Source organism: Variovorax sp. GW821-FHT09B01 (assembly GCF_059418345.1).
In genome coordinates this window covers 612,915-635,091 of record NZ_JBWKPQ010000003.1, presented here as the reverse complement: position 1 = coordinate 635,091, position 22,177 = coordinate 612,915, and the positions used below count along the sequence as shown (strand labels likewise).

Below are 22,177 nucleotides of genomic sequence, written 5' to 3'. Positions count from 1 at the left end.
TCTTTCAGGCGCCGGTGTAGAGGCGACGTTCGACGAAGGCCGAGCCCTGCAGCCGGCGCCAGGCCTTGGCACCGGCGAGCACGCCGAGGTCGACCAGCGGCTCGACCAGCACCACCGTCATGTAGGCCGCGCCGAAGCTGGCGATCTCGCCGAGGTTCGCGAGCCCGGTGCCGCGGCCGTAGAGCGCCCAGAAGCCGACCCACACCACGATGCCGCCCTGGTAGGCCACCGACAGCTTGAAGGCCTCGCGGTAGCCGATGTCCACATAGGCCAGTTTCTCGGGAATGATGCGGCGCGCGAGCACGGCCGTGGCGAACAGCGGCACCAGCAGGGTCGTGACGTTCATGCCGTACTGCGGCAGGTCCTGCGGCTCGAAGAACAGGCTCTGCACCAGCAGCCCGCCCGCCAGGCCGATGGACGCGGGCGCGAGCCCGAACACCAGCAGCAAGGTGGTGCCGAGGATCAGGTGCACTTCCGACACACCCACCGGGTGGTGCGGCAGCACTTCGAAGAAGCAGAACACCAGCGCCACGGCGATCGCCGAGCGCAGCGCCAGGGCGGCCAGGCCGTCCTTCAGCAGGGTGTCGAAAGCCACCTTGCCGGTGTAGGCGAGCGCCGCGGCGCCGGTGGCATAGCTGAGAAAGATCTTGGATCCGTCGACGAGACCGGGTTCGATGTGCATGGGACAGCTCCTGAATGGCACCGCAGTGCGAAAGTGGATTGGATCATGGACCCGCGATGGCGAGCCCGCTTCATGAACGCTGGGGCAGGCGCCGCGCGCCCGTCACGGTGGGAGAACGCGAGCGCGGCCGCAGCCGGCGCCAGCCGATCACCACGCCGCTGGCCGAGGCCACGGCGCCGACGGTCGACAGCAGCCACACCACCAGGTCCCAGGCCGGCCGGTACTGGATCAGCCAGGGGAAGTCGAGGCTGTGGGCCGCATTGAACAGCCAGCGCCGCAGCCGCGCGTTGCGGTCGCTGCTGCCGGCCAGTTGGCCGTTGGCCGGGTCGATGTAGAGCCGGGTGCGCGCGGGGTCGTCGAACGCGAGGCGCCAGACCGGCAGCACGCGCTCGCGGTGGTGGCCGTACCAGTGGAAGTCGTAGGCGGTCTGCAGCACGGCCTCGCTCACCGTGGCGCCGGGGCGCAGCCGGGCGGCCGCGCGCACGATGTCCTCGCGCGCGATCGAGGCCGGCGCGCCGCTCGCGGCATCGACCACGCGCACGCGTGCCTGCGCATCGCGCAGCTGCAGCAGCGGCCGGCCGTCGAACCATTGCAGCAGCGCCTCGCGCGGTGCCGCGTCGCCCTCGCCCGCCGGCAGCGTGGCGGGCGGCCACGGAAAGGTCGATATCTCGCCGCCGGTGTAGCGCGCCATCGCGGCCGCGTCGACCGGGTTGCGCTCGAACCAGCGGTTCGGGTTCATCGAGAGCCAGCCGCTCACGATCCAGGTCAGCACGAAGAAGCCGCCGACCAGCCCCGTGATGTGGTGCCAGGCCATCCAGCCGGTGTAGGGCGTGACGGAACCGTTGCGAAAGCGCCGGCGCAGCCGGAGGCGCAGGATGCCGATCACGATGCCGGTCACGGCCGAGACGATGCAGGCGGCCGAGAGCCACACCACCACGTCGTGCCACAGCGGCGGATCGGCGCGCAGCGGCGTGAAGTAGATCCAGTGCGGCACCGAGCCGAGCCAGTTCCAGAAGCGCTCGGAGCGCGTGGTGTCGCGCACCACCTCGCCGGTGCGCGCCGACACGTAGAGCTCGGTGCCCGCCGCGTCGTTGAGTTCGATGCGGTGCAGCGGACGCAGCGGGTTGAGGCCCTGCGGCACGGTCCACTGGTCGCGCTCGAGCGTCTCGGCCCAGCGCGCGCCGGGCTGGCCCGAGAAGTCGCGCGCCACGGCCTCGGCCTGCGCGGCGTCGGTGCCGGCCAGCAGCCGGCCATCGCGCGCCGACACCGCATGGCTGCCGCCGCGCGCATCGACGATGCGCCACACCGGCTGCGGCTGCGCGCCGCCCTGCATCTCGAGCGCGACGCGGCGCGGCGGCTGCTGGCGCGCTGCTTCGGGCAGGGCCTCGAGCGCGGCCACGGGCGAGACCCGGGCCTGCCCGACATCGAGCGCGCGCAGCCCCGCGAGCCGCTCGGCCTCGGTAAGCGCGGGATAGCCCACGTACATCATCACCACGCCCGAGACGAACCACATGACGAACAGCAGGCAGCCGCCGATGCCGAGCCAGCGGTGGGTCCAGTAGAGCCAGTGGCGCACGAGCGGCCACGCGCGCTGCCAGGCGGTGCGATCGGCGCGGGCGCGGCGCGCGGCGTGCGTCATCTCAGAAGTTCACCAGCGCCGACAGCTCGAAGGAGCGCGGACGGCCCAGCAGCCACTGGTTGCCGCTGTTCGAGAACGACAGCGGATAGCGGCGGTCGCCGAGGTTGTAGCCGCGCAGCGCGAGCTTGAGCGACTTGTTGGCCTGCCAGCTCACCGAGGCGTCGGCCACGGTGTAGGAGCCGATCTTGCGCGAGTTGGCCGCGTCGACCTGGCGCGAGCCGACATAGCGCACACCGAACTCGGCCTCCCACTGCGGCAGGAAATGCCAGTGCAGGAACACGTTGGCCGCTTCCTCGGGCACGCCGAACGGCGTGTTGCCGGCGCGCGAGACCAGCCGGCCGCTCACGACCTCGTTGAAGTCGTCGTAGCGCGCGCGCAGCTTGGCCGCATTGGCCTCGAGCCGCAGCGTCGGGGTCAGCGCGAGGTCGAGCGTGGCCTCGATGCCCTCGGACGACTGCTTGCCGACCTGCTGCGAGACGGTGGGGTTGTTCTGGTCGCGCGACAGCAGCTTCTTCTTTTCGATGCGGTAGGCGGCCACGGTCCAGGCGCCGCGGTTGTCGGCCAGCTGGCGCTTGTAGCCGACCTCGACCTGGTTGCCGGTGCTGAGGTCGAACGGTGCCTGCGTGGTCGAGGTGCTGATCAGCGAGGTCAGCGGATCGGCCGCATGCGCCAGCTGCGCATAGAAGGACTGCGAGGCATCGGGCGCATACACCGCGCCGATGCGGCCGGTGGCGTACTCGAAGGTCTTCGTGAGGCTGTTGGCCGCGTTGGCCAGGTCGGTGCGAGCCACCTTGGCATGGTCCCAGCGCAGGCTGGTGACCAGCGACCAGCGCTCATTGAAGGCCAGCTTGTCCTCGGCGAACACGGCATAGGTGCTGGTGCGGGTCCGGTAGCGCGGCAGGTAGGGCGACGGCGACTGGTAGTAGCCGGGCAGGAAGACGAAGGGGTCGACCACCGAGCGACCGCCGTAGGGCGAGTCGCTCGAGTTCAGGAAGTCGATGCGGTTCACGTCGAAGCCCACCAGCACCTGGTTCTTCATGCCGAACAGTTCGTGCCGGAAGGTGGCGTCGGTGCGGTTGCCGACCTGCTCCTGGTCGTGGCCGATCTCGAGGTAGTCGCCGCGCGTCACGCGGCGCGTGGCGGCATTGAAGGTATAGGTCTCGCTGTTGCGCCAGTGGCGCTGGCTCGCGAGCCGGTAGAGCTGGTTGTGCACGGTGACGGCATCGCTGGGCGTCCAGAGCGCGTCGAGGCGGGTCCACTTGTCGTCGTACTTGAGCTCGGCGTCGTCGACGTTGTAGTTCTGGCGCAGGGTCCGGCTGTCGAGGCGCCCGTCGATCAGCGGCACGCCCTGGTAGCGCTGCGGCGACTGGCGGCCCTCGTCGTGCGACAGGGTGAACTGCAGCTCGGGCGAGACGTCCAGCCGCAGCGCGCCACCGACGGCCAGGCTCTCGCCCTCGCCACGCGCCATGAAGCCGTGGGTGGCGCGGTGGCTGATGTCGAAGCGGTACGAAAGCTTGTCGTTGATCGCGCCGCCGCTGCCGAAGGCGGCCTGGCGCGTGGCGTCGGAGCCGTAGCTCAGCAAAGCCTCATTGCGGACCGGTCCACGCGTGGGCTTCTTGGGCACCACGTTGATCGCGCCGCCGATCGCGCCTTCGCCGTACATGACCGAGGCCGCGCCGCGCAGCACCTCGATGCGGTCGACCGACCAGGTGTCGAACGGGAAGGTGACGGTGCCCGCGCCCGCGAACAGCCGCGTGCCGTCGAACAGCTGCATCACCGAGCCATGGCCCGAGAAGCCGCGCGCGGCCATCGAGGTGCTGCCGTTGCCCGGCGCGGGCGAACCCGTGATGCCGGTGGCGCGGGTGGCGGCCTCGATGACGGAGACGTCGCCGCGCGCGCGGATGGTCTCGCCGGTCAGCACCTCGATGCTGGCGGGCGTCTCGAGCGGCGTGAGGCCGAGGCGGCTGCCGGTCTGCGTGGGCTCGGCGAGCGACAGCGCGGCCTGGGCACCGGCCTCGACCTGCACCGGCGGCAGGCTGGGGGCGGCCTGCTGCGCGAAGCTGCTGCCGGCACCGAAGGCCAGGCCGATGGCGGCGGAAACGCCGCCGAGGCGGCGGGCGGCGGGGCGACCCCGGTGGCGGTGCGGGCGGCGGCCGGCCGCGCCCGTGCGATCGCCCGACGGCGATGCGTGATCCATGTGACTTCTCCTCCGACCCGCGTCCCCGCAGGTTCTCTGACCGAACGTGGACACGGCGGGAAGTCGATCGATGGCCGGGACCGGCGGCGGGAAAAGCAAGCGCTTCGCCGGCCGGCGGCCCGGACACGCACTCCCGCAGCGTCCGAGGCGGTGACGAAGGCCGGTATCCGGGCTCGCGGAGTGCAGCGGCGCGCAGTCGAAACTGCAGCGCCGTTGCGGAAGCCCTCGCCTTCCCACGCCTTGGGGGCGCAGTGGCTGCCGATGCCCTGGGGGCATGGCGTGAGGACTTCCAGATCCGCTGACCGTTGCGGGGGCAGCGCAGGAATGGAGGCGTCCGGACGACGCGTCGCACCTGCTTCCCGTTTAACCCCGTGGCCATGGCATGCATGGCTGGCGGGGCACCTTCGAACCGTGGTGCCGGTGCGGTCTTTGCTTTTAGAAGAAAGACTGCACCGAACGGCGGGGATTATAGGGAGCGGGTGCCGCCGGGGACGTCCGGCGTGCGGGTGTCCTGCGGCCGGCCCGGGCCTTCGGTGCCGAACAGCCGGCGCAGCACGCTGACGCCGGCCACCAGCGCATTGGAATAGCTGGAATGCGGCTCGATGGCCGCCTCGAGCGGCAGGTAGGAATGCACCGCGCCCTCGCCCGCGGCATCGTCGACCGCCTCCATCAGCACCCAGTAGAACTCGCCGGGCTCCAGCTCGTGGACGGTCAGCGCGAGGTTGCGGGGCGACGGCGACAAGGTGGCGGGGATGGTGTTCACGCGAGGCTCTGGAAGGTGGGCGTTGGCGAAAGCGGCGCAGCGCCGGGATCGTAGACACGCCCTGTCACAACGCGCGGGCACTTCATCACGTTCACCGCCGGCGAAAACCCTGTGTGCTTCCTGCGGCAGGCGGTGGCCCCGACCGTTCCCAGCTTCCGGGCTTCTCCTACAGGCGGGCGTTGGTGCGCGACCTAAGTTTTGCCCATGGATCAAACACCCGCGGCACGCCGCAAGCCCAGACGACAGGAGGCCCCATGAAGCGATTCACCCTGGATCCCTCGATGCGAGCGACCATCGGCGGCGCGTTCTATCCCACCGGTTACTCGGTGGTGATGTTCGCGAGCGCCGAGGACGCCGAGCGCATCGGCCGCCAGCTCGTCGACAACGGCGTGAGCGCGGACGACATCTTCCTGCTGCCGCCCCGGACGGTGCTGGCCGAGATCACGCCCACGGTGGCCGATGCGGACAATCCCCTGCCCTCCGCGGGCACCGAGGGCGCGACGGTGCGCGCCTACACCAAGCTGGCGCGCGAAGGCCACACGGCGCTGCTGGTGCGCACCGAGGAACAGGACGATGCCGAACGCATGATGGAGGTGGTGCGCACGGTGCCGTACTCGATCGCCCAGCGCTATCGGATGCTGGTGATCGAGGACCTCTAACTAGCGCACGTTCAGGCCGGCGCGCCCGGCACGGTGGGCGCGCCGTTCGCGCCATGGGGCGCGGGCGGTGCCACGGCGCGGCGCACCACGTCGCGCGCCATCGCCTGGGCCAGTTCGTGCTCGCCGAGGAACACGGTGGCCGAGACCTCGCGCGTGAGCAGATCGGCTTCCGCTTCGTTGTGGCTGCGGATGACGGTCTCGATGCTGGGGTTGAGGGTGCGCGCGGTCTCGATCATCTGCCGCACGTTGAGCGCGGCCGGCGTGGCCACCACCAGCACGCGGGCGCGCGCGATGTGGGCCTGGATCAGCACGGCGGGATCGGCCGCGTCGCCATAGACGGCGGCACCGCCCTCCTCGCGCAGCTTCTCGACCAGCTCGCGGTTCTGCTCGGCCACCACGTAGGGGATGTCGTGCGCCTTGAGCTCGGCCGCGATGCGGCGCCCGACCCGGCCATAGCCGACCAGCACCACCTGGCGCGAGAGGTAGCGCGCCTCGGTGGTCATCGGCAGCTCGGCCAGCGGATCGTCGCGCGCCTCGAGGCGGCGCGCGAACGAGGAATGGGCATGCAGCCATTTCTGCAGCGGCGCGATCAGGCTGAACCACAGCGGGTTGGTGGCGATGGAGATCAGCGCGCCGGCCAGGATCAGGCTCTGGCCCTCGGCGGGCATCAGCCCGAGCGAGACGCCCAGGCCCACGAGGATGAACGAGAACTCGCCGATCTGCGCCAGGCTGGCGCTGACGGTGAGCGCGGTGGCCAGCGGGTAGCGCAGCACCAGCACCAGCGCGGAGGCCGCGAGCGACTTGCCCAGCACGATGACCAGCACCACGGCCAGCACCTGCAGCGGACGCTCGATCAGCACCGAGGGATCGAACAGCATGCCGACCGAGACGAAGAACAGCACGGCGAAGGCGTCGCGCAGCGGCAGCGATTCCTGGGCGGCGCGGTGGCTGAATTGCGACTCGCGCATCACCATGCCGGCGAAGAAGGCGCCGAGCGCGAAGGAGACGCCGAACAGCGCGGCCGAAGCGAAGGCGATGCTGACGGCGGCGGCCACCACGCACAGGGTGAACAGCTCGCGCGAGCCGGTGCGCGCGACCTGCCAGAGGATCCACGGGAACACGCGGCGCCCGACGATCAGCATCAGGGCGACGAAGCCGCCGACCTGCAGCAGCGTGAGGCCCAGGGTCTGCCACAGCGGCGAGGCATCGGTGCCGGCGGCGCGGCCGCCAAGGGTTTCGGCGAGCGGGGGCAGCAGCACGAGCACCAGCACCATGGCGAGGTCTTCGACCACCAGCCAGCCGACGGCGACGCGGCCGGTGAAGGAATCGAGGATGCCCAGGCTCTCGAGCGCGCGCAGCAGCACGACGGTGCTCGCGACCGACAGCGCCAGCCCGAACACCAGCGCCGCGCCCAGGTTCCAGCCCCACCACAGCGCGAGCCCGCCACCGAGCAGCGTGGCCACGGTGATCTGCGCCAGCGCGCCGGGCAGCGCGATCTTGCGCACGGCCAGCAGGTCGTCGAGCGAGAAATGCAACCCCACGCCGAACATCAGCAGCATCACGCCGATCTCGGCCAGCTGCGCGGCGATGCCGGCATCGGCCACGAAACCGGGCGTGAAGGGACCGATGATGACGCCGGCCAGCAGGTAGCCGACCAGCGCCGGCAGGCGAAGGCGCGCGGCGAGAAAGCCGAACACCAGGGCCAGGCCGAGGCCGGCGGCGATCGTGTTGATGAGTGAGACGCTGTGGGGCATCGGCCGATTTTGCAGGAACGTGGGGGGATCGTTCATTACACGTATGCAAGGCGGTTGCATTTCTCGGGGTTTGTTTGTTCGGGGCGCGTGCACAGGACACCGGGTACTCCCCTCCGCGAATGTCCCCCGCCCTTCGGGCTCCTCCTTGATTTCGCTGCGGGGAGTACCCGGTGCCCTGTGCACGGGAGGCGCTGCGGGTTGATGGTGGTGGCGGGATGCTTCGGGCAGGCATGAAAAAACCCGCCGAAGCGGGTTTCTTATTTGAGCGAAGCTCGCTCAGTGCATGTGCAGGCCGCCGTTGACCGAGAAGTCGGCACCGGTCGAGTAGCCGCCCTCGTCGGTGGCGAGCCACGCGATGATGGAAGCGATCTCGCTCGGTTCGCCCAAGCGCTTGACCGGGATCGTGGCGACGATCTTGTCGAGCACTTCCTGGCGGATGGCCTTCACCATGTCGGTGCCGATGTAGCCGGGGCTCACGGTGTTGACCGTCACGCCCTTGCCCGCGAGCTCCTGGGCCAGCGCCATCGTGAAACCGTGCATGCCGGCCTTGGCCGCCGAGTAATTGGTCTGGCCCGCCTGGCCCTTGGCGCCGTTGACCGAGCTGATGTTGATGATGCGGCCCCAGCCCTTTTCGACCATGTCTCCCACCACCTGCTTGGTGACGTTGAACATGCTGTTGAGATTGGTCTCGATGACCGCGCTCCAGTCCTCGGGCGTCATCTTGAGGAACATGCGGTCGCGCGTGATGCCGGCGTTGTTGACCAGCACATCGATGGCGCCGTGCGCCGCCTTCGCGGCCGAGAAGGCCTCGACCGTGGATTGCCAGTCGCCGACATTGCCGACCGAGGCGTGAAACTCGAAGCCCAGGGCTTTCTGTTCGGCCAGCCACTTCGAATAGTCGCGGGTGGGACCGCAACCGGCGACGACGCGGAAGCCGTCCTTGTGGAGACGCTGGCAGATGGCTGTTCCGATGCCACCCATGCCTCCAGTGACATATGCAACTTTCTTGCTCATGAGAAATTCCTTGTGTGTACTTGTCGAAAGCCTTTGAACGGCCGCCTTCACTCTAGCGAGTTTCGGACCACCCTCCGTCTCGGGAAAAACACTGACCCGCTGGGTTTATCGGGTGTCACGATGTATTCGCGGTACGGCGTTCCATCCATTCTCCACGCGGGCAGATACGCTCTTGCGTTCGCTTCGTTTCGAAGGAGTTCCAAAGTATGAATGGCGATCTCAGCGTAAGTCCCGAGGCGGCAAACCCTGAGCCGCTCGCGGTGCTCGCCGCGCGTGTCGGCGCGCTGCTGCGCGAGCGCGGCCAGACGGTGGCCGTGGTCGAGTCCTCGGCCGGTGGCCTGGTGTCGGCCTCGCTGCTCGCGATCCCCGGTGCCTCGGCCTACTTCCGTGGCGGCGCGGTGGTCTATTCGCGGCGCGCGGGCCGCGCGCTGCTCGGGCTCACGGCCGAAGACATGACCGGACTGCGCGGCGAGACCGAGCCCTATGCCTTGCTGGTGGCGCAGCGCGTGCGCGACAACCACCATTCGGGCTGGGGCATCGCCGAGAGCGGCGCGGCCGGTCCCTCGGGCAGCCCCTATGGCGATCCGCCCGGGCGGGTGTGCCTCGCGGTGGTCGGCGGGCCGGACTCGGTGTCCCGGAGCCGCACCATCGAGACCGGCGGCAACGACCGGCCCGCGAACATGGACCTGTTCGCGCGCCACCTGCTCGCGCTGTTCGAGCAGGTGCTGCGCGCGGGCTGACCTACCTCATGCCTTAGTCGGCCTGCACGCCGGCCGCCTTGATCACCTTGCCCCACTTGTCGATCTCGGCCACCAGATGGGTGCGCAGCCCCTCGGGCGTCTGCTTGTCGAGCGGCACGATCTCCGAGCTCAGCTCGGCCAGCCGCTGCTTCACCATGTCGTCCTGCAGGGCCGCGCGCAGCGCGACGTTGAGCTTCTCGAGCACCGCCGGCGGCGTGCCCTTGGGTGCGTAGATGCCGTGCCAGACCTTCACGTCGAAGCCCTTGAGGCCCTGCTCGTCGAGCGTGGGCAGGTTGGGCATGCTCGACAGCCGCTTGGGCGTGGTCACGCCGAACACCTTCACGCGCGTGCCGTCCTTGATCACCGGCGCGGTCTGCGTGGTCTGGTCGCACAGCAGGTCGACCTGCCCGCCCATCAGGTCGTTGAGCGCGGGGCCGGCGCCCTTGTAGGGCACGGTCGTGAGCTGCACGCCGATCTGGTGCGCGAACAGCATGCCGCACAGCTGCGAGACCGCGCCGACGCCGGCATTGGCGAGCGAGACCTTGTCGCGGTTGGCCTTCACGTAGGTCAGCAGCTCCTGGAAGTTGTTGGCCGGGAAGTCCTTGCGCGACAGCAGGGTCATCGGCACGTCCATCACCTGGCCGATGTACTCGAAGTCCTTGAGCGGGTCGTAGTTGAGCTTCTTGTAGAGCGCGGGTGCGGTCGCCATGCCCATGTGGTGGATCAGGATGGTGTTGCCGTTGGGCGCGGCCTTGGCCACGCGCGTCGGCGCGATGGTGCCGCCCGCGCCCACCGTGTTCTCGACCACCACCGTCTGGCCCAGCGACTTGCCCATGGGCACCGCGAGCATGCGCGCCACCACGTCGGTCGGGCCGCCGGCCGAGTACGGCACCACCATCACGATCGGCTTGTCGGGCCAGGCGCCCTGGGCCGAGGCGCTCCAGGGCGCGACCGCGAGGCCGATGGCCAAAGCGGCGGCCGCGGCGAGGCGCAGGGGGCGGCGCTGGCGCGCGGGGTTCGATGCATTCATGTCTCTTGTCTCCTTCTTCTTGCCTTGGGTTGATGAACGAATGAATGTCCTGGGAAGGCTCAGGCCTGCGCATCGAGCGCGAGCAGGCGCTGCGCGAGCCTGACCACCGGCGCGTCGACCATGCGGCCGTCGAGGTTCACGACCCCGCCGCCGGCCTGCGCCACGGCCTCGACCACGCGCCGCGCCCAGTCCAGTTCCTCGGCGCCGGGCCCGAGCGCCGCATGCACCGCAGCGACCTGCGCGGGATGGATGCAGAGCTTGGCGCCGAAGCCGCCGCGCCGCGCGCGCACCGCCTCGGCCGTAAGCCGCTCGGTATCGCGCCAGTCGGTCGCGATGCCGTCGATGGGCGCGGCCAGGTCGGCGCGGCGCGAGGCCAGCACCAGCGCGAGCCGCACCGGCACCAGTTCGGCCTCCTGCGCGTCGCAGGCCATGCCGAGGTCGGCCTGGAAATCGAGGTGCCCGAAGGCCAGCCGCAGCACCTGGGGCGCGGCGGCGATCGCATCGAGCGCCGCGAGGCCCGCGGCCGATTCGATCAGCGGCACCAGCACGGCTTCGGGGCCGGCGGCCTCGGCCAATCGTGCCAACTGGTCGGCGCTCTCGGCCTTGGGCAGCACCACGCCCGCGATGGCGCGCGCCGCGGCGAGCCGCGCGACCAGTGCGAGGTCGTCGGCATGCCAGGGCGTGCCGGGCGGGTTGATGCGCAGCAGCAGGCGCGCGCGGTCGGCCGCGGGCAGCGCGGCGAAGACCTCGGGCAAGGCCTCGCGCGCGGCGGCCTTGCGCTCGGGTGCGACCGCGTCCTCGAGGTCGACGATGGCCGCGCCGGCGCCGCTGGCCAGCGCGCGCGCATGGCGCTCGGGCCGGTCGGCCGGCACGAACAGGAAGGTGCGCGCGAGCCCCAGGGCCTGGGCGCTCATACGGCCCTGGCCTCGCGCAGCGCCGCGATCTGTTCCTCGCTGCGGCCCAGCGCGCGCAGGATCGCGTCGGTGTGCTCGCCCACGGCGGGGATGGCGTCCATGCGGTAGTCGAAGGCGCTCTGGCGCCCGGCCGGCAGCAGCGCGGGAATGGGCCCGGCCGGCGAGTCCACCTGGCGCCAGCGCTCGCGCGCCTGCAGCTGCGGATGCGCCCAGAGCCCGGCCATGTCGTTCATGCGCGCGTTGGCGATCTGGGCGGCGTCGAGGCGCTCGAGCACCTGGGCGGTGCTCAGCACGCCGAACAGGCCGACGATGATGGCGCGCAGTTCCTCGCGGTGCTCGTTGCGGCGCGCATTGCTGTCGAAGCGCGCGTCGGTGGCCAGCGCGGGCTGCAGCAGCACCTTCTCGCAGAACAGCTTCCACTCGCGCTCGTTCTGCAGCCCCAGCATCACCGTGCCGCCATCGCCCGCGGGGAACGGGCCATAGGGATAGATGGTGGCGTGCGAGGCGGCGCTGCGCGGCGGCGGCGTCGCGCCCTGGTAGGCGTAGTACATCGGGAAGCCCATCCACTCGGCCAGCGACTCGAGCATCGAGACGTCGATGTGCGAGCCCTTGCCGGTCTTGCCGCGCTGGAGCAGCGCGGCCAGGATGCCGGTGTAGGCATACATGCCCGCGGCGATGTCGGCGATCGAGTTGCCCGACTTGCAGGGGTCCTCGGGCGTACCGGTGACCGAGAGGAAGCCGGCCTCGCTCTGGATCAGCAGGTCGTAGGCCTTCTTGTCGCGGTACGGGCCATCCTCGCCATAGCCAGAGATGTCGCAGACAACGAGCCGCGGGTACTTGGCCTGCAGCGCCTGCGCGCCCAGCCCCATGCGTGCCGCGGCGCCCGGCGCGAGGTTCTGCACCAGCACGTCGGCGCCGGCCACCAACTCCTGCAGCACCTCGAGCGCGGCGGGCTGCTTGAGGTCGAGCGAGATGCTTTCCTTCGAGCGGTTGACCCAGACGAAGTGCGAGGCCTCGCCGGCCACGCGCTGGTCGTAGGCGCGCGCGAAGTCGCCCGTGCCCGGGCGCTCCACCTTGATGACGCGCGCGCCGAGGTCGGCGAGCTGGCGGGTGCAGAAAGGCGCCGCGATCGCATGTTCGAGCGACACCACCGTGATCCCGTCGAGGGGTCTTGTCATTGCTTGATTTCCCGAGAAAAGAAGAAGCTCAGGCCAGCACCGCGGTGGCCTGCATCGTGAGCCAGCCCTCGGCGTCCTCGCCCCAGAGCGCGAAGCTCCCGCCGTCGGCGCCGGGCTTGCCATGCACGCGGAACGGCGCGATGTCGAAGGTGGGTCGCACGGCGCGGAACTCGAAGCGCGCGAGCGGCGCGTCGCCCGTGTGCCGGCGCAGCAGGTCGACCAGCAGGGTCGCGATCAGCGGGCCGTGCACGATCAGGCCCGGATAGCCCTCGACCTCGGTGACGTAGCGCCGGTCGTAGTGGATGCGGTGGCCGTTGAAGGTGAGCGCCGAGTAGCGGAACAGCAGCACGTCGTCGGGCACGATGTCGCGGCTGAAGGCGGCGTCCTTCGGCGCGGCCTTGGGCGCCGGCGCGGCCTCGCCGGGTTGCGGCGCGGCGCGGTAGACGATGTCGTGCTCCTCGGTCAGCGCGAGGCCGCGCGCGTTGTGCACCTCGTGGCGCACCAGCACGAACACCAGCTCGCCGCTGCGGCCGGTCTTGTGCTCGACCGAGACGATGGTCGAGCGCCGCTCCACCGCATCTCCGACCACCAGGGCATTGCCGGCCTCCCAGCGCAGCCGGCCGCCGGCCCACATGCGGCGCGGCAGCGGCACCGGCGGCAGGAAGCCGCCGCGCTTGGCATGGCCGTCGGGACCGATCTCGGACTGGCGGTGGTGCGGCAGGAAATAGAGCCAGTGCCACAGCGCGGGCAGGGGCGTGCCGGCGGTCGGCGCGGGATCGTCGCGGTCGAGCGTGGCCGAGAGCGCGCGCACCGGGCTCGCGACGATCTGGTCGTGCAGGCTTTCGCTTCGGCCCTGCCAGGCCTGCAGGCCGGCGAGCGCGGCGGCGTCGATGGCGGGGGTGTCGTGTGGGGTCATCCGTTCTCCTGAATCCGGGTCAATCGACCGAGGCGCCCGATTGCTTGACGATGCGCGCCCACTTGCCGAGGTCGTCGTGCAGCAGCGCCGCGAACTGCTCGGGCGAGGTCGGCGGCGCGACCTCCACGCCCTGCTGCTCGAGCTTCTCGCGCAGATCCTTCGCGGCCAGCGCCTTGTGCATGGTGTCCTGCAGCTTCGCGAGCACCTCGCCCGGCACGCCGGCGGGCGCGAACAGGCCGATCCACAGCGTGCCGTCGTAGCCCGGCACCGCCTCGGCGATGGCGGGCACGTCGGGCAGCGCCGGCGAACGCTTCGCGCCGCTGACGGCCAGCGCGCGCAGCTTGCCGGCCTTGATGTGCGGCAGCGCCGAGGGCAGGCTCGCGAACACGATCGGCAGCTGGCCACCGAGCACGTCGTTGATGGCCGGCGCCACGCCCTTGTAGGGCACGTGCTCGAGCGAGAGGCCGGCCATGCTGTTGAGCATCTCGCCGAGCAGGTGGTTGAGCGTGCCGTTGCCGGCCGAGGCGTACTGGTAGTGCGCGCCCTTCTGCCGCGCGAGCGCCAGCAGCTCGGGCAGGGTCTTGGCGGGGAAGCCGGGGTTGACCAGCAGCACGTTGGGCACGGCGCCGATCAGGCCCACGGGCTTGAAGTCCTTCTCGGGATCGAAGCCCGGGTTGCGGTAGAGCGCGGGATTGATCGCCTGGCTGCTGCTGATGGTCATCAGCAGGGTCTGGCCGTCCTTCGGTGCCTTGGCCGCGAGCTGGGTGCCGATGTTGCCGCCCGCGCCGGGGCGGTTGTCGACCACCACGCCGACGCCCAGCAGTTCGCCGAGCTTCTGGCCCACGAGCCGGCCGACGATGTCGTTGGTGCCGCCCGCGGCCTGCGGCACGATCAGGGTGACGGGGCGCGTGGGATAGGTGCTGGCCGCTGGCTGCGCCGAGGCACCCGCCGACAGCACGGCGATCGATGCCGCGGCGAACCACGAGAAAAGAGAAGAAGAAAGCGCCGTTGCGCGAGAAGCCATGCCTGTCTCCGGTATGTCGTGAAGGCCGCGGTGCTCCCCGGCCATGGCGGCATGGTGCGCCGGGCCCGCGCCCTGGCGCAATCTCCGATTTCGGAACCCAGCCTTCGGTCTGGCCGAAGCCTCGCGGCCGACGGCTACCATCGGGCCATGCTCTTCGACCTCACCGACCTGCGCCTGTTCGTGGCCACAGCCGAGCTCGGCAGCCTCACGCGCGCGGCCGACCGGCAGCACCTGTCGCTGGCCGCGGCCAGCGCGCGCATCAAGGCGCTCGAGAACCAGGCCGGCCTGCAACTCCTGCAGCGCGAGGCCCGCGGCGTGCGCCTGCTGCCGCCGGGCGAGGCCTTCCTGCACCACGCGCGGCTGCTGCTGAACCAGACCGACCAGTTGCGCTCCGACCTGCTCGAATACGGCGGCGGCTTGCGCGGCCACCTGCGCGTGTTCGCCAACACCACGGCCGTGACCGACTTCCTGCCCGAGATCCTGCCGGCCTTCCTCGCCGCCAATCCGCGCATCAACGTCGACCTTCAGGAAAAACCGAACGCTCAGATCCCGCGCGGCGTGCGCGACGGACGCGCCGACATCGGCATCGTCGCGGGCAGCGTCGACACCCTGGGCCTGGAATCGATCCACTTCAGCACCGACCGGCTGGTGCTCGTGACCTCGCGCCAGCACTGCTTCGCGCACCTGCGCACCATCGCCTTCGCCGACACGCTCGACGAGGACGCCATCGGCATGCAGCAGGGCAGCACGCTGCAGGCTTTCCTGGGGCAGGTCACCGACCGCATCGGCAAGCGCCAGAAGCTGCGGATCCAGCTCGGCAGCTTCGACGCCATGTGCCGGATGATCGGCAGCGGCGTGGGCATCGGCGTCGTGCCCGAGTCGGCCGCGCGCCGCAACCAGGAGGGCATGAAGCTCGCGCTGATCGAACTCAGCGATGCCTGGTGCGTGCGCGAGCGTTACCTGCTGGTGCGCGAACGCGCGGCGCTGCCGGTGTATGCGCAGGCGCTGGTCGACACGCTGTGCCGCAATTACGCGGCCGATGCGGCCGGCGCCTGAGAGCGCTTTTCCGTGGGACTGCGCCTACTTGCGCGCGACTCCTGAGTTCCGCCGCTTCATCCCCACTTTCTGTGCACAACTTTGGGGACAACTCATGTGGAGCCTTGTAAAACGAATTTAAGTCGTTGTTTTATAAAGGGATTCCACACTTTGCTCAAAAAACGGGCGGTGTACAAGATCAACAGGCTCAGCCCGGGTTGGCGCCGAGCTTGTCCTGCGTGCGGGTCTGGAAGTCGCCCGCGTCGTGGCGCTCGTGCAGCTGGCTCTCGGGCTGGCCCCAGGCGCGGTTGACCATGCGGCCGCGCTGCGCCGCGGGGCGCTGGGCGATCTCGTCGTTCCAGCGCAGCACGTTCCTGTATTCGCTCACCTGCAGGAACTCGCCCGATTCGTAGAGCTGCCCCTTAGCGAGGGCGCCGTACCAGGGCCAGACCGCGATGTCGGCGATGGTGTAGTCGTCGCCCGCGAGGTAGCGGCTCTCGGCCAGCCGGCGATCGAGCACGTCGAGCTGGCGCTTGACCTCCATCGCGAAGCGGTCGATCGCGTACTCGATCTTGGTCGGCGCATAGGCATAGAAGTGGCCGAAGCCGCCGCCCAGGTAGGGCGCGCTGCCCATCTGCCAGAACAGCCACGACAGGCATTCGGCGCGCGCCGCGCGCTCGGTCGGCAGGAAGGCATTGCCGAACTTCTCGGCCAGGTACTGCAGGATCGCGCCCGACTCGAAGACGCGGATCGGCGTGGCGCCGCTGCGGTCCAGCAGCGCGGGAATCTTGGAGTTGGGATTGACGGCCACGAAGCCGCTGCCGAACTGATCGCCCTCGCTGATACGGATCAGCCAGGCGTCGTATTCGGCGCCCGCGTGGCCCAGCGCCAGCAGTTCCTCGAGCATCACCGTCACTTTCACGCCATTGGGCGTCGCCAGCGAATAGAGTTGCAGCGGATGCCGCCCCACCGGCAGGTCCTTCTCATGGGTGGCACCCGCGATCGGGCGATTGATGTTCGCGAAGCGGCCGCCGCTTTCCTTGTTCCAGGACCAGACGGTGGGCGGCGTATAGGCGGTCGTGCCATTCATGCAATGAGTTCCAGGAGTTGGACAGACGATGATCATTCTCTATGACTGCGCCACAGCGCCGAGTCCGCGCCGCGCGCGCATCCTGCTGGCCGAGAAGGGCATTGCCCACGAGACGGTGCAGGTCGACCTGGTTCGTGGTGAGCAAATGGGCGCGGCCTACCGCGCGATCAATCCGCAATGCACGGTGCCGGCGCTGCGCACCGAAGAAGACGGCCTGCTGACCGACAACGCCGCCATCGCGGCCTGGGCCGAGGCGCGCCATCCCGAGCCGCCGCTGATGGGCCGCACGCCGGCCGAGAAGGCCGAGGTCGCGAGCTGGAACTGGCGCGTGGAATTCGAGGGCCTGCTAGCAATCGCCGAGACCCTGCGCAATGGCTCGCCGGCCATGGCCGACCGCGCACTGCCGGGCCCGGTGAACTATGCGCAGATCCCCGAGCTCGCGCAGCGCGGGCTGGCGCGGGTGCAGCATTTCTTCGAGACGCTGAACGACCGGCTGGCCGGCCGCGAGTTCATCGCGACCGACCGCTTCAGCCTGGCCGACATCACCGCCGCGGTGGCGGTGGATTTCGCGCGCATCGTGCGCGTGAAGCCCGGGGAACGGCACCCCGAGCTGGTGCGCTGGCGCGCGGCGATGGCGCAGCGGCCGTCGATGTCGCTCTGAGCGACGACGACGGCGCGCCGAGGGGTCAGCGCTCGATGGTGAGCGCCACGCCCATGCCGCCGCCGATGCACAGCGAGGCGATGCCCTTCTTGGCGTTCTGGCGCTGCATCTCGTGCAGCAGCGTCACCAGGATGCGGCAGCCCGACGCGCCGATCGGATGGCCGATGGCGATGGCGCCGCCGTTGACGTTGACCTTGTTGATGTCCCAGCCCATTTCCTTGTTCACGGCGCAGGCCTGCGCGGCGAAGGCTTCGTTGATCTCGAGCAGGTCGAGGTCGGCGGCCTTCCAGCCGGCGCGCTGCAGCGCCTTGGTCGAGGCCGGCACCGGGCCCATGCCCATGATCGCGGGGTCGAGGCCGGCGGTGGCGTAGCTGGCGATGCGGCCCAGCGGCTTGAGGCCGAGGGCGGCCGCCTTCTTGGCGGTCATCACGAGCACGGCGGCGGCGCCGTCGTTCAGGCCCGAGGCATTGCCCGCGGTCACGCCGCCGGCCTTGTCGAAGGCGGGGCGCAGGCCGGCCAGGCCTTCGGCGCTGGTCTTGCGGTTGATGAACTCGTCCTTGTCGAAGACGACCGGGTCGCCCTTCTTCTGCGGGATGGTGACGGGAACGATCTCGTCCTTGAACTTGCCGGCGTCCTGCGCGGCGGCGGCCTTGGTCTGGCTGGCGAGCGCCAGTTCGTCCTGCGCGGCGCGGTCGATGCCGTACTTCTTGGCCACGTTCTCGGCCGTGATGCCCATGTGGTACTGGTTGTAGACGTCCCACAGGCCGTCGACGATCATGGTGTCGACCAGCTTCCAGTCACCCATGCGCTGGCCGTTGCGCGAATTCGGCAGCACGTGCGGCGCGAGGCTCATGCTCTCCTGGCCGCCGGCCACGACGATGTCGCTGTCACCCGTGGCCACGGCCTGGGCCGCGAGCATCACGGCCTTCAGGCCCGAGCCGCAGACGGCGTTGATCGTGAGCGCGGGCGTCTCCTTGGCGCCACCGCTCTTGAGCCACGCCTGGCGCGCGGGGTTCTGGCCGGCGCCGGCCGCGAGCACCTGGCCCATGATGGCTTCGCCGACCTGCTCGGGCGTGAGGTTGGCACGCGCGATCACTTCCTTGATGACGATGGCGCCCAGTTCGGTGGCCGCGATGCCGGCGAGCGAGCCGCCGAACTTGCCGACGGCGGTGCGCGCGGCCGAAACGATGACGATGTCTTCCATGAGGTTCTCCGTTGAGGTGATTTGAAATTCGGTAATGCGGGCGTCAGGCGCGGGCCTTGACGTAGCGACCCGGGGCGGGCTCGATGGCCTGGTAGGCCTTGCCCTTGCCGTAGGTCTTGGGCGCGGGGATCTGCTTGCCCGCATGGCCCTTGAGCCACTGGGACCAGTCGGTCCACCAGCTGCCCGGATGCTCCTGCGCGCCGGCCAGCCATTCGGCCTGCGTCTTCGGCAGCTTGCCGTCGGCACGGATCCAGTGGCTGCGCTTGTTCTTGGCCGGCGGGTTGATCACGCCCGCGATGTGGCCCGAGGCGCCCATCACGAAGCGCTTCTTGCCCGGCAGGATTTGCGTCGAGGCGTAGGCGCCCCCAATCGGCACGATGTGGTCCTCGCGCGAGCCGTAGACGTAGGCCGGGATGTCGATGCGGCGCAGGTCGATCTTCTCGCCGCAGACCGTGAGCGCATCGGGCTCGGCCAGCTTGTTCTCGTGGTACGTGTTGCGCAGGTACCAGGCGTAGAACGGGCCCGGCAGGTTGGTGGCGTCGCTGTTCCAGTAGAGCAGGTCGAAGGGCGGCGGGGTCTCGCCCTTGAGGTAGTTGCCCACCACGTAGTTCCAGACCAGGTCGTTGGGACGCAGGAAGCTGAAGGTGGAGGCCAGGTCGCCGCCGGGCAGCAGGCCGCCCTTGCCGAGCTGCATCTCGCGGTACTGCACCATGGGCTCGTCGACGAAGATGTCGAGGATGCCGGTGTCGCTGAAGTCGAGGAAGGTGGTCAGCAAGGTGACCGAGGCGGCCGGCTTCTCGCCGCGCGCGGCCAGCACCGCGAGCGCGGTCGACAGGATGGTGCCGCCGACGCAGAAGCCCAGCGTGTTGATCTGCGGGCTGCCGCTGATCTCCTGCACGCGGTGGATGGCCTCGATCGCTGCCTGCTCGATGTAGTCGTCCCAGGTGGCCTGCGCGAGCGACTCGTCGGGATTGCGCCAGCTCACCACGAACACGCGGTGGCCTTGCTCGTTGGCATAGCGGATCAGCGAGTTCTCGGGCTGCAGGTCGAGGATGTAGAACTTGTTGATGCACGGCGGCACCAGCAGGAACGGGCGCTCGTAGACCTTGGCGGTCAGCGGCTTGTATTCGAGCAGCTGGAAGAACGCGTTCTCGAACACCACCGCGCCCTCGGTGGTGGCGACGTTGCGCCCCACTTCGAAGGCGCTCTCGTCGGTCATGCTCAGGTGGCCCTGGCGCACGTCGTGCAGCAGGTTCTGGATGCCCTTGGCGATGCTCTCGCCCTGGGTCTCGATGGCCTTCTTCTGCGCCTCGGCATTGAAGGCCAGCGAGTTGCTCGGCGACGAGGCCGCCATCCACTGCTCGACCGCGAAGCGCAGCCGCGCCTTGGTCTTCTCGTCGGCATCGATGGCCTCGGCCATCTTCAGCAGGGTGCGGCCGTTGAGCAGGTAGATCGCGGCCGAGAAGGCCGACAGCGGGTTGCCGCTCCAGGCCTCGCCGGCGAAGCGCCGGTCGCCCTCGGGCTTGGCGCCGAAGCCCTGGCCCCAGAGCGCGGTGGCTTCCGCGAGGTACTGCTGCTGGATGGCCTGCAGTGCCGCGGGATCGATCGAGAACTTGGGCAATTCCGGCATCGCGCCCAAGGAAGGCATGCCGGGCATCTCAGGTATTTGCGGCATCTGCCATAGGGGCTTGCCATTGCCGGTCCAGGCGCCCTGCCCGGCCGGCTGCTGGAAGGACTCCAGCGCCTTGCGCCACCCCTGGGTGAGCGCCTGTTGAAAGGGTTCGAACGCGTCGGCCCCCGTTGCTTTCGTCATGGTGTCTCCTGCTCCTCGCCTGAAATCGATCCGGATGGCTTTGCGTCGTTTGAGTATGCTGCATTCGCAAGACGCTCACAACGCCGCGCCGGCGCGGTCCGGACCCCGGTGGCCGTCATCGCACGGCCGGTGTGGAAACACGCTTTACTTCCTCTTTCGTTCGCCCCGCTCTCCTTCCCCATGTTCATTCATCTCGTCGTGATCGGCTGGCTCTACGTGGTGCTGATGATGGCGGTGGCCGAGGCCACCAACACCACCGGCACCGTGCTCGGCGCCATCATCACCTTTCTACTGTACGGGCTCGCCCCCGTGACACTGGTGGTTTACCTGATGAGCACGCCCGCGCGGCGCCGGGCGCTGAAGGAAAAGGAGCTGGCCGCGCAGGAGGCGGCGCGGCGCGCGGCCGCCGAGGAACTGGCGGCGCAGGCCGGGCATTCAGACCTTCCAGACCAGCGCGGCGAAACGCCCGCTGACCCCGTCGCGCCGGTGCGAAAAGAACCCTGAGGCATTGCGCACGGTGCACCAGGCGTCGCCGCCGTCGTTGCCGTGGATCCGATCGATGCCGAGCGCGCGCAGCCGCTGGCGCGCGAGCGCGGGCAGGTCGGCCAGCCACTTGCCCGGCGCGGCGCCCGGCCGGAAGCAGCCGGCCGCCTCGAGCGCATGGGCCTCGAAGGCGGCCTTGACCTCGGCGCCGACCTCGAAGGCCGAGGGGCCGATGCAGGGGCCGAGCCAGGCGATGACGTCGCTGCCGGATTGCCCGTCGTCCTGGAAGGCGCGGAAGGCCTGCTCCAGCACGCCGCCCGCGAGCCCGCGCCAGCCCGCGTGCGCGGCCGCCACGCGGTGGCCCGCGGTGTCGCAGAACAGCACCGGCAGACAGTCGGCGACCATGATCGTGCAGGCCGCGCCCGGCACCGTGGCGGTGCAGGCATCGGCCGCGGTGCCGTCGACCACGTCCGGCGCGTCGAGCGACACCAGGCCCGTGCCGTGCACCTGCTGCAGGAACACCGGCCGCGTGCCGATCGCCTCGCGCAGCCGCGCGCGGTTGGCCGCGACATGGGCCGGGTCGTCGCCGACGTGGTCGCCGAGGTTGAAGCTGGCATAGCGCCCCTGCGAAACGCCGCCCTCGCGCGTGGTGCAGACGGCGCGCACATGGGCCGGCACCGGCCAGTCGGGCACCAGCCAGGGCTGCGCCATCAGGCCTCCGCGTCGGGCGACTGCGAGGGCTGCGCGCGCTGGAAGGCGTCGAGCTGCATGCAGGCGTCGAAGGCGGCCATGCTGCGCGGCAGGTCGCTGAAGTCGCAGTCGAAGCGGCGGCCGTTGAAGACCTGCGGCACCAGGCAGCAGTCGGCCAGCGTGGGCTTCTCGCCCCAGCAGAAGGTGCTGGCGGGCTGCAGCGCGAGCTGGCGTTCGAAGGCCAGCATGCCGTCGCGCACCCAGTGGCGGTACCAGGCGTTCTTGGCTTCCTCGTCGAGCTTGAGTTCCTTCACGAGGTACTTGAGCACGCGCAGGTTGTTCAGCGGATGGATCTCGCAGGCGATCGATTGCGCCAGCGCGCGCACGTGGGCGCGGCCCGCGGGATCGCTCGGCAGCAGCGGCGGCTCGGGATGCACCTCGTCGAGGTACTCCATGATCGCCAGCGACTGCGAGAAGCGCTCGCCCTCGTCCTCCAGCATCGGCACCAGCTTGTCGGCCGAGATCGCCGCGTACGGGCCGGTGCGGTGCTCTCCGCGCGCGATGTGCACGGGGATGTATTCGTAGTCGAGTCCCTTGAGCTCGAGCGCGATGCGCACGCGGAACGAGGAGGAGGAGCGGAAGTAGTTGTGCAGCTTCATGGTCATGGTTTCGAGGATAGCGTCGGTGCGAT

21 protein-coding genes and 1 riboswitch are annotated in these 22,177 nt (G+C 69.9%); of the genes, 5 read left to right on the top strand and 16 right to left on the bottom strand.

Going from position 1 to position 22,177, the window contains the following annotated elements:
• Positions 1-4 precede the first annotated feature (4 nt).
• The 4 genes from AC07RV_RS14430 to AC07RV_RS14415 form a co-directional block, all read right to left on the bottom strand.
• Positions 5-682 carry an energy-coupling factor ABC transporter permease gene (locus AC07RV_RS14430; protein WP_093342851.1) on the bottom strand — a complete coding sequence of 226 codons (678 nt, stop codon included), beginning with the start codon at positions 680-682 and terminating at the stop codon, positions 5-7.
• Positions 683-752: 70 nt separating this feature from the next.
• Complete coding sequence (locus tag AC07RV_RS14425; protein ID WP_296777592.1) at positions 753-2,321, bottom strand: PepSY domain-containing protein; 1,569 nt, start codon at positions 2,319-2,321, stop codon at positions 753-755.
• Between the two features lies 1 nt (position 2,322).
• Positions 2,323-4,518 carry a TonB-dependent receptor gene (locus tag AC07RV_RS14420; protein WP_296777589.1) on the bottom strand — a complete coding sequence of 732 codons (2,196 nt, stop codon included), beginning with the start codon at positions 4,516-4,518 and terminating at the stop codon, positions 2,323-2,325.
• A 141-nt stretch (positions 4,519-4,659) separates the two neighbouring features.
• A riboswitch (cobalamin riboswitch) is annotated at positions 4,660-4,938 on the bottom strand.
• 46 nt (positions 4,939-4,984) lie between these two features.
• Entirely contained in the window at positions 4,985-5,281 is a 297-nt protein-coding gene (locus tag AC07RV_RS14415; protein WP_281078545.1) for a hypothetical protein, read from the bottom strand.
• A 254-nt stretch (positions 5,282-5,535) separates the two neighbouring features.
• Here AC07RV_RS14415 and AC07RV_RS14410 point away from each other — a divergent pair, with 254 nt between their 5' ends.
• The gene (locus tag AC07RV_RS14410; protein WP_296777583.1) at positions 5,536-5,940 is read left to right on the top strand and encodes a hypothetical protein; all 405 of its coding nucleotides are present in this window, start codon (positions 5,536-5,538) and stop codon (positions 5,938-5,940) included.
• An 11-nt stretch (positions 5,941-5,951) separates the two neighbouring features.
• Here the strand turns inward: AC07RV_RS14410 and AC07RV_RS14405 are convergent, their stop codons facing one another.
• Together AC07RV_RS14405 and phbB are read right to left on the bottom strand one after the other, a co-directional pair.
• Positions 5,952-7,694 carry a cation:proton antiporter domain-containing protein gene (locus AC07RV_RS14405; protein ID WP_296777580.1) on the bottom strand — a complete coding sequence of 581 codons (1,743 nt, stop codon included), beginning with the start codon at positions 7,692-7,694 and terminating at the stop codon, positions 5,952-5,954.
• Positions 7,695-7,970: 276 nt separating this feature from the next.
• Positions 7,971-8,708 (bottom strand): acetoacetyl-CoA reductase, encoded by a 738-nt coding sequence (gene phbB / locus AC07RV_RS14400; RefSeq protein ID WP_093342858.1) that lies wholly within the window; start codon positions 8,706-8,708, stop codon positions 7,971-7,973.
• A 206-nt stretch (positions 8,709-8,914) separates the two neighbouring features.
• Here phbB and AC07RV_RS14395 point away from each other — a divergent pair, with 206 nt between their 5' ends.
• Complete coding sequence (locus tag AC07RV_RS14395; protein ID WP_296777578.1) at positions 8,915-9,448, top strand: CinA family protein; 534 nt, start codon at positions 8,915-8,917, stop codon at positions 9,446-9,448.
• Positions 9,449-9,461: 13 nt separating this feature from the next.
• Here the strand turns inward: AC07RV_RS14395 and AC07RV_RS14390 are convergent, their stop codons facing one another.
• The 5 genes from AC07RV_RS14390 to AC07RV_RS14370 are packed head-to-tail and all read right to left on the bottom strand — an operon-like array spanning position 9,462 to position 14,510.
• Positions 9,462-10,478, bottom strand: a complete 1,017-nt coding sequence (locus AC07RV_RS14390) for a tripartite tricarboxylate transporter substrate-binding protein (protein WP_296777575.1) — start codon at positions 10,476-10,478, stop codon at positions 9,462-9,464.
• 59 nt (positions 10,479-10,537) lie between these two features.
• On the bottom strand, positions 10,538-11,392 hold the full coding sequence (locus AC07RV_RS14385; protein ID WP_296777572.1) for an HpcH/HpaI aldolase/citrate lyase family protein: 855 nt from the start codon (positions 11,390-11,392) through the stop codon (positions 10,538-10,540).
• Positions 11,389-12,570 carry a CaiB/BaiF CoA transferase family protein gene (locus AC07RV_RS14380; RefSeq protein ID WP_296777569.1) on the bottom strand — a complete coding sequence of 394 codons (1,182 nt, stop codon included), beginning with the start codon at positions 12,568-12,570 and terminating at the stop codon, positions 11,389-11,391. Before AC07RV_RS14380 ends, AC07RV_RS14385 begins: the two co-directional genes overlap by 4 nt.
• A gap of 28 nt (positions 12,571-12,598) precedes the next feature.
• Positions 12,599-13,486: an HTD2 family dehydratase gene (locus AC07RV_RS14375; protein ID WP_296777566.1), complete on the bottom strand. Its 888-nt coding sequence runs from the start codon at positions 13,484-13,486 to the stop codon at positions 12,599-12,601.
• A 19-nt stretch (positions 13,487-13,505) separates the two neighbouring features.
• Entirely contained in the window at positions 13,506-14,510 is a 1,005-nt protein-coding gene (locus tag AC07RV_RS14370) for a tripartite tricarboxylate transporter substrate binding protein (protein ID WP_296777562.1), read from the bottom strand.
• A 147-nt stretch (positions 14,511-14,657) separates the two neighbouring features.
• On the opposite strand from AC07RV_RS14370, the gene AC07RV_RS14365 reads away from it, so the two are divergent.
• Complete coding sequence (locus AC07RV_RS14365) at positions 14,658-15,566, top strand: LysR family transcriptional regulator (RefSeq protein ID WP_296777558.1); 909 nt, start codon at positions 14,658-14,660, stop codon at positions 15,564-15,566.
• Between the two features lie 187 nt (positions 15,567-15,753).
• Here AC07RV_RS14365 and yghU read toward each other — a convergent pair whose 3' ends face one another.
• The gene (gene yghU, locus AC07RV_RS14360; RefSeq protein WP_208507522.1) at positions 15,754-16,635 is read right to left on the bottom strand and encodes a glutathione-dependent disulfide-bond oxidoreductase; all 882 of its coding nucleotides are present in this window, start codon (positions 16,633-16,635) and stop codon (positions 15,754-15,756) included.
• A gap of 28 nt (positions 16,636-16,663) precedes the next feature.
• Here yghU and AC07RV_RS14355 point away from each other — a divergent pair, with 28 nt between their 5' ends.
• Complete coding sequence (locus tag AC07RV_RS14355) at positions 16,664-17,296, top strand: glutathione S-transferase family protein (protein ID WP_296777546.1); 633 nt, start codon at positions 16,664-16,666, stop codon at positions 17,294-17,296.
• 25 nt (positions 17,297-17,321) lie between these two features.
• Here AC07RV_RS14355 and AC07RV_RS14350 read toward each other — a convergent pair whose 3' ends face one another.
• Positions 17,322-18,500 carry an acetyl-CoA C-acetyltransferase gene (locus AC07RV_RS14350; protein ID WP_057596639.1) on the bottom strand — a complete coding sequence of 393 codons (1,179 nt, stop codon included), beginning with the start codon at positions 18,498-18,500 and terminating at the stop codon, positions 17,322-17,324.
• 43 nt (positions 18,501-18,543) lie between these two features.
• A complete protein-coding gene (gene phaC, locus AC07RV_RS14345; RefSeq protein WP_296777543.1) occupies positions 18,544-20,313 on the bottom strand; it encodes a class I poly(R)-hydroxyalkanoic acid synthase in 1,770 nt (589 codons plus the stop codon).
• 180 nt (positions 20,314-20,493) lie between these two features.
• Between phaC and AC07RV_RS14340 the strand changes: the two genes are divergently transcribed.
• Positions 20,494-20,817: a hypothetical protein gene (locus tag AC07RV_RS14340; RefSeq protein WP_093342874.1), complete on the top strand. Its 324-nt coding sequence runs from the start codon at positions 20,494-20,496 to the stop codon at positions 20,815-20,817.
• Here the strand turns inward: AC07RV_RS14340 and pgeF are convergent.
• On the bottom strand, positions 20,749-21,507 hold the full coding sequence (pgeF, locus tag AC07RV_RS14335) for a peptidoglycan editing factor PgeF (RefSeq protein WP_296777539.1): 759 nt from the start codon (positions 21,505-21,507) through the stop codon (positions 20,749-20,751). The two genes, AC07RV_RS14340 and pgeF, sit on opposite strands and share 69 nt — an antisense overlap.
• Complete coding sequence (gene maiA / locus AC07RV_RS14330) at positions 21,507-22,145, bottom strand: maleylacetoacetate isomerase (protein ID WP_208509974.1); 639 nt, start codon at positions 22,143-22,145, stop codon at positions 21,507-21,509. Before maiA ends, pgeF begins: the two co-directional genes overlap by 1 nt.
• Between the last annotated feature and the right edge of the window lie 32 nt (positions 22,146-22,177).